The 6,191-nt window shown below is 62.0% G+C and carries 8 protein-coding genes; 7 read left to right on the forward strand and 1 reads right to left on the reverse strand.

Going from position 1 to position 6,191, the window contains the following annotated elements; translation table 11 throughout:
* A partial coding sequence (locus EN879_RS20685) for a UDP-glucuronic acid decarboxylase family protein (protein WP_164774485.1) occupies positions 1–1,007 on the reverse strand: 1,007 nt, incomplete at its 3' end.
* Between the two features lie 366 nt (positions 1,008–1,373).
* Between EN879_RS20685 and EN879_RS40650 the strand changes: the two genes are divergently transcribed.
* From EN879_RS40650 to EN879_RS20715, 7 genes are all read left to right on the forward strand, one after another.
* Positions 1,374–1,502, forward strand: a complete 129-nt coding sequence (locus EN879_RS40650) for a hypothetical protein (RefSeq protein ID WP_272482885.1) — start codon at positions 1,374–1,376, stop codon at positions 1,500–1,502.
* A 215-nt stretch (positions 1,503–1,717) separates the two neighbouring features.
* Positions 1,718–2,323 carry a hypothetical protein gene (locus EN879_RS20690; RefSeq protein ID WP_013532492.1) on the forward strand — a complete coding sequence of 202 codons (606 nt, stop codon included), beginning with the start codon at positions 1,718–1,720 and terminating at the stop codon, positions 2,321–2,323.
* Between the two features lie 62 nt (positions 2,324–2,385).
* Positions 2,386–3,240, forward strand: a complete 855-nt coding sequence (locus EN879_RS20695; protein WP_013532491.1) for a 23S rRNA (adenine(2030)-N(6))-methyltransferase RlmJ — start codon at positions 2,386–2,388, stop codon at positions 3,238–3,240.
* Between the two features lie 194 nt (positions 3,241–3,434).
* Complete coding sequence (locus tag EN879_RS20700) at positions 3,435–3,887, forward strand: hypothetical protein (RefSeq protein ID WP_013532490.1); 453 nt, start codon at positions 3,435–3,437, stop codon at positions 3,885–3,887.
* 134 nt (positions 3,888–4,021) lie between these two features.
* Entirely contained in the window at positions 4,022–4,603 is a 582-nt protein-coding gene (locus tag EN879_RS20705; RefSeq protein ID WP_013532489.1) for a TetR/AcrR family transcriptional regulator, read from the forward strand.
* A complete protein-coding gene (locus EN879_RS20710; RefSeq protein WP_013532488.1) occupies positions 4,600–5,436 on the forward strand; it encodes a DMT family transporter in 837 nt (278 codons plus the stop codon). Before EN879_RS20705 ends, EN879_RS20710 begins: the two co-directional genes overlap by 4 nt.
* A gap of 101 nt (positions 5,437–5,537) precedes the next feature.
* Positions 5,538–6,152 (forward strand): LysE family translocator, encoded by a 615-nt coding sequence (locus tag EN879_RS20715; protein WP_013532487.1) that lies wholly within the window; start codon positions 5,538–5,540, stop codon positions 6,150–6,152.
* Positions 6,153–6,191: the final 39 nt, after the last annotated feature.

Consider the following 6,191-nt stretch of genomic DNA (forward strand, 5'->3'; position numbering starts at 1 on the left):
CTTCCGTAGAGCAGGGTATCAAAATACTCGACGGTACGCGCGAGCCCCTGGCTCAAGCTGATTTTCGGCTCCCAGCCGAGATTGGCCCTGGCAAAGGAGATGTCCGGCTTGCGTTGCCTGGGATCGTCGACGGGCAGCGGCCGATGCACGATCTTCGATCGGGCGTTGGTGTAATCGACGACCAGCGTCGCCAGTTCCATGATGGTGAATTCGGCAGGGTTGCCGAGATTGACCGGGTGGGCGGGCGCGTTCGGCGCATTCATCAGCCGGATAAAGCCCTCGATCAGGTCGTCGGCATAGCAGACGGAGCGCGTCTGCTGGCCGCTGCCATAGACGGTCAGGTCCTCGCCGCGCAGCGCCTGGACGATGAAGTTCGAAACCACACGTCCATCGTCGGGCTGCATGCGGCGACCGTAGGTGTTGAAAATGCGGGCGACACGAATATCGAGACCATAGGTTCTCGAATAATCGAAGAACAGGGTTTCGGCCGAGCGCTTGCCTTCATCGTAGCAGGAGCGCGGCCCGTGCGTATTGACGTTGCCGAAGTAGCTCTCGGGCTGTGGATGCACGAAGGGATCGCCATAGACTTCGGACGTCGAGGCCTGGAATATCTTGGCCTTGTTCTGTCGCGCGAGTTCCAGAAGGTTCAGCGAGCCAAGCACGCTTGTCTTGAAGGTGTGGATCGGATCTGCCTGGTAGTGCGGCGGAGAGGCTGGGCAGGCGAGATTGTAGATCTCGTCGCACTGAAGGTCCGAAGGCAGTGCATCGACGATGTCGTGCTCGATGCAGCTGAAGCTCGGATTGCGCTGAAGGGCATTGAGATTGTATCTTTTGCCGGTGTGGAAATTGTCCAGCGCGACAACGTCGTATCCGTCCCGCAAAAGACGTTCGCACAGATGCGAACCTAAAAATCCCGCTCCTCCGGCGACAAGGGCGCGTCGTCGGCTTTGGCTGGCGTCCTTTTGGCTGCCGGATTCCAGTTTCAGAACCTTGACAAGCTTAGTCATGCTTTCCTCATACGCACCGAACACGCTACCGCCGGGCCGGGACAAAGCATCGCCCGGCCACGTTCCTGAGAACGTGGCAAACCTCCGCATCTGCGGAAGCGCCATCACTGATGTGCGTCAATTGTTCTTGGCTTTCGCGAAGCTGGTGCGACTACACAACCTCCGTGCTGCCGCTCAGCATTCTCCGCGCCCCGAAATCGCGATCACACGCCCGGTGTCACCATCGATTGCTCGCCCAAATTGCACATCCCAACGCATCGAAAATATACCTGTGGAAATTATAGTCAACCAAATTAGCAATTCCTTAACCAAATGCGCTCGCGAATGGTTAATCATGAAAGCGGCTACGGCCTCTCGGACCGAAGCATGGCGCACAAGGCAAATCCTGTTTATGAATCAGCATATTGGCTCGATCGACGTCAATATGTTGCCGGACGCGCCAAGCTGTTCCTTGAGGTAGAATCAAAACCTGACAGCAAGAACGGCCAAGAATGAGCCGACAGCAATGTTCAGCGCGGCGCGCGAAATACACGGCTTAATTTTTGAGCGCATAGGTAGAACGTTATCGGCATTGTTGCGCAGCCACGCCGCCAATCTGGTTGCGCTCGCACCCCGTACGGTCCACCTCCAGGGTGGCTGCCGCAACTGGCCATCGCCTTTTGGCCGTCGGGGCGCTATTGGCAAGGTCACGATACGCCATGGTGATGTGAATGCGCTTTCTGTTTGTCCTGATCCTGCTTGTCGGCGCCGGCGTCGGTGTCATCTATCCCTGGGCGATGAGCAATTTCTCCGGGCACGAGATCGGCACCTGGCGGGTCTATGAGCAAGGCCGTTTCAAGCCGCTGACGGTGCCGCTCTCCGGCCGCGATGCGCCGGTGCGGGTGCTGGTCGACCTGACCGCAAGAGCCGAGCGCATCGTCTCGCAGCAGCGCACCGTGCTGACGCTGACCGCCGCCAGCAATGGCCGCACGGTGCTCGCCTCGACGCTGCAGTTCAACCATTCCGACAATCCTCGCCAGGCCAGCCCGCAACTGCCCGACAAGATCTTTCGCGACGAGGCCGGCGTCATCGCGACCGTCAGCCCGGGTCCCTACGTCTTCACCGTCGGACCGGGTGATGCCGACGACATACCGATGCGGGCTGTCGATCTCATCCTGCGCTCCGGCGCAGGCGAGATCGACAGCCGTGCACGGCCGGTCGGCTTCGCGCTGATGGCGATCGGCCTGATCGGATTTTTGCTGACCTTGCGCACTCGAGGCGGTCGGCCGGAAAATCCGAACTCTCAGCCGCCACCGCCGCGCTGGGGCAGGGGCTGATGCATGTCGCCCAAAAGTGTGCAGCGGTTTTGGGACAACGACATGCATAACGGCACAAAACGATGAACTACCGCCACGCCTACCATGCCGGGAATTTCGCCGACGTCGTCAAGCATGTCGTGCTGACGCGCTTGCTCGAGTATCTGAAGCAGAAGGACAAGGCGTTTCGGGTCGTCGACACCCATGCCGGCATTGGCCGCTACGATCTGTCGTCGGCCGAAGCGCAGAAGACGGGTGAGTGGCAAGGCGGCATCGGCAGGCTGATCGATGCCCCGTTTGCCGCGCCGGTGGCAGCACTGCTCGCGCCTTATCTGGAGACAATACGGTCGCTCAACCCTGAGGGTGGCATCCAGAAATACCCGGGCTCGCCGTTGATTGCGCGCCATCTCATGCGCAAGCAGGACAGGCTGACCGCGATCGAGCTGCACCCCAAGGATGCCGCGAGGCTGAGGACGTTCTTTGCCGGCGATTTCCAGGCCCGGATCATCGAACTCGATGGCTGGCTGGCGCTCGGCGCCCATCTGCCGCCGAAGGAGAAGCGCGGCCTTGTTCTCATCGATCCGCCATTCGAGGAAGCGGGTGAGTTCGATCGCCTCGTCGACGGGCTCATAAGGGCGCACAAGCGCTGGCCAGGCGGCATCTACGCGCTCTGGTATCCGATCAAGGACCGCAAGGCGATCATCGCTTTCCGCAAGGCGCTGAAGCAATCGGGCATCCCGAAGCTGCTCGACATCGAATTCGAGATCAGGCCGGCCTCTTCGGAACCCAGCCTCGACGGCAGCGGTCTGCTGGTGGTCAATCCGCCGTTCACGCTGGAGGGCGAGTTGCGGACGCTGCTGCCGGCCCTGCACAGGCTGCTTGCGGTGGGGCGGCCGGCGCACTGGTCGTTGGAATGGCTGGCCGGCGAGCAGGCTTGAGGCGGGCTCATTGACGACCCGGGACCCGCGCTCTTTTGGATCCGGGCATGAACGTGCCAGAGCCATTCCGGTGCCGTGTAAATTCGGCTTTGGTCAAAAAGCAGTTTCAAACTGGGAAACCATTGTCAACGCAACCGCTTGACCGCCGCCGAGCGAATCCGCACAGTGCGCACAATCGACCTTGAGAGGCTGCCATGACTCGCTTCGCCAAATCCGCTCTTGCCGCCCTGATTTCGCTCTGCACCCCGCTTGCCGCGCCTCTCGGTATCACCCAGACCGTGCAGGCCGCCGATCTTACGGTCTATTCCGATGAAGACAGCGGGGTCTGCGGTCAGCCTTGGGTACTGAACAAGATCACCAGCCGCTTTTCCTATCAGGTGCATCACGTGCCGCATCTGCCGGATGTGCAGATCACCGATTTCCGGCGCATTCACCAGCATCGCTATCTGGCGGCCGACGATACCTGGCCGATCGGTCGCCGTTATTGCGGGGCCACCGTCAGCCTGTCCGACGGCCGCGATCGCACCATCTGGTACCTGATCGAGGAAGGCCAGGGCTTTGCCTCGATCGGCGACAATGTCGAATTCTGCGTCTCGGGCTTCGACCGCTGGATGGTCTACAACGGCCGCTGCCGCATTCTGCGCTAAACCCGGTTTCCCCTTCCAATCTCTTTCGCGCCTGTGGCTTGATCGGCTGCAGGCGTTTTTCGTGCCGCGTTGACAGCTGGCGCGATCCGTCGCATATGTATGAGACAGACCTGTCTCACCACTCGGTATGCGCCATGACACCATCGCCCGTTTCCGATAAGCGCCAGCACGTCGTTGAAACGGCCTACGTGCTGTTCAAGCGCGCCGGCTTCCATGCGACGGGTATCGACCGGATCATCGCCGAAGCCGATGTGGCCAAGATGACGATGTATCGCCACTTCCCCAGCAAGGACGAATTGATCGTCGAGGTGCTCGACTATCGCGCTATGCGTTTCGACCGCCAGCTCGACCGGCTCGCCCAGGAGGGCATTCCGCCGGAACAGAAAATCGGAAGGATTTTTGACTGGCATGCACTCTGGTTCCGCAGCGCCGATTTCCATGGCTGTCTGTTCGCACATGCATTGGCCGAGTTCGGCGATCCCGGGCATCCGGTTTTCAAGGCCGTTGTCAGGCAGAAGAACGGCCTCAAGCGGCGCATGCGGTCTATCCTCGAAGAGATGATGCCGCGCGGCCGCGCCGAAAGCGTGGCGGCGACACTGCTTATGCTGATCGAAGGTGCGACCTTGCTGGCGCAGATGGGGCCGGCCGACGCCGCCATTCGCGACGCCCGCAAGGCGGCCATGGGCATCGTCGCTGCTTCGCGTAAGTCCCAATGAGCCCGCTGGTCATCGGGCTCGCATTGTTTGCGGCGATCCTGCACGCAACCTGGAACGCGTTCCTGCGCACGGGGGCCGACAGGTTGTGGACCGTCACCGTCATGAGCTTTTCCAGTACGGCGCTCGCCATCCCCTTAGCCTTCTTCCACGCCCTTCCGGCCGCGCCGGCCTGGTCCTACATTGTGCTCTCGGCCTGCCTGCAGGTTGGCTACAGTTTGTTTCTGGTGGCCGCCTACAGATATGGCGAGCTGGGACAGGTCTATCCGATCGTTCGCGGCAGCGTGCCGCTGCTCGTCACGCTCGGCGAGTTCTTCCTGGCCAACCAGCAGCTCACTCTGCCGCAGACCATCGGTGTCGCGCTGGTCGCGGGCGGCATCATGGGCCTTTCTCTCGGAAGGGGCAGGGCCGCCACGACATCGATACTCTATGCGCTGGCAACGGGAGCGATCATCGCCGCCTATGCGACGGTCGATGCGCTCGGCGTTCGGGCGGCGGGAAACGCCGGTGCCTATACCGCATGGGTGCTGGTGATCTACGGCGCGTTGCTGCCGGCGGCCTTCGTCGCCTGCCGTGGCCGGCTCACAGTCGACCTGGGTGCGCCGGAAACCTGGAAGGCGCTGGGCGGCGGCCTGTTTGCACTTCTGGCCTACGGTGTCGTGGTCGCGGCCTTCGCGCTCGGACCGGCCGGTCCGATCACCGCGATCCGCGAAACCAGCGTCGTCTTCGCGGCCTTCATCGGACGTCTGTTCCTCGGCGAGGTGCTGACGCCGCGGCGGGTCGGCGCCTGCGCCATCGTCGCGCTCGGCGCCATCTGCCTCGGCTATCAGCCGTGACGGAAATGCGCATCGCGCAGTTTCTCGATTTTCCTGATGGCGCCGACAGGTAAACCGGCTAGTCTGGACTCCCGAGAGCGGCATTACCCTCGGGAGTTTTCATGGATCTCGCGACCTCGCTTGCCTTTGCGGCCGCCTTCTTCGTGTTCGCTGCCAGCCCGGGTCCGGACAACATGACGATCGTCGCGCGCACAATCTCCAATGGCGCCGCGTCGGGCATCGCCTACGGTGCCGGCACCGTGGTCGGCATCCTCATCTTCCTGATCCTCGCCGCCTTCGGCCTGTCGATCGTCGCCGCCAAGATGGCGATCGTCATGACGGTGCTTCGCTATGGTGGAGCGGCCTATCTGGTCTGGACGGGCATCAGGCTGTGGATGGCGGCGCCCGTCATTCCCGAACTGCAGCCCATCTCAGGACGGCGAGGGCTGTTGATGATTTTTGCCACCGGCATCGCGCTCAATCTTGGCAATCCGAAAATGCCGTTGTTCTACATTGCGCTGTTGCCTAGCGTCGTCGGCGCATCGCTCGACGCAGGTCATCTCGGTGTGCTGATGATGGTGATCGTGGCCGTCGAGGTCGTGGTGATCGGCGGTCATGTCGTCCTCGCCGGTCGCGCCCGCAGCCTGTTGCGCACACCAAGGATCGTACGCCGGGTGAACCGCGCGGCGGGCGGTGTGATGATCGGCGCCGGCGTTGCCGTTGTTGCCGCGCGCTGAGCGGATTGCCCAGTCATCACGCTATTTCCTGCGCGCCGC

The organism is Mesorhizobium sp. M7A.F.Ca.AU.002.02.1.1 (assembly GCF_003998535.1).
In the GTDB taxonomy this organism is placed as follows: domain Bacteria; phylum Pseudomonadota; class Alphaproteobacteria; order Rhizobiales; family Rhizobiaceae; genus Mesorhizobium; species Mesorhizobium ciceri.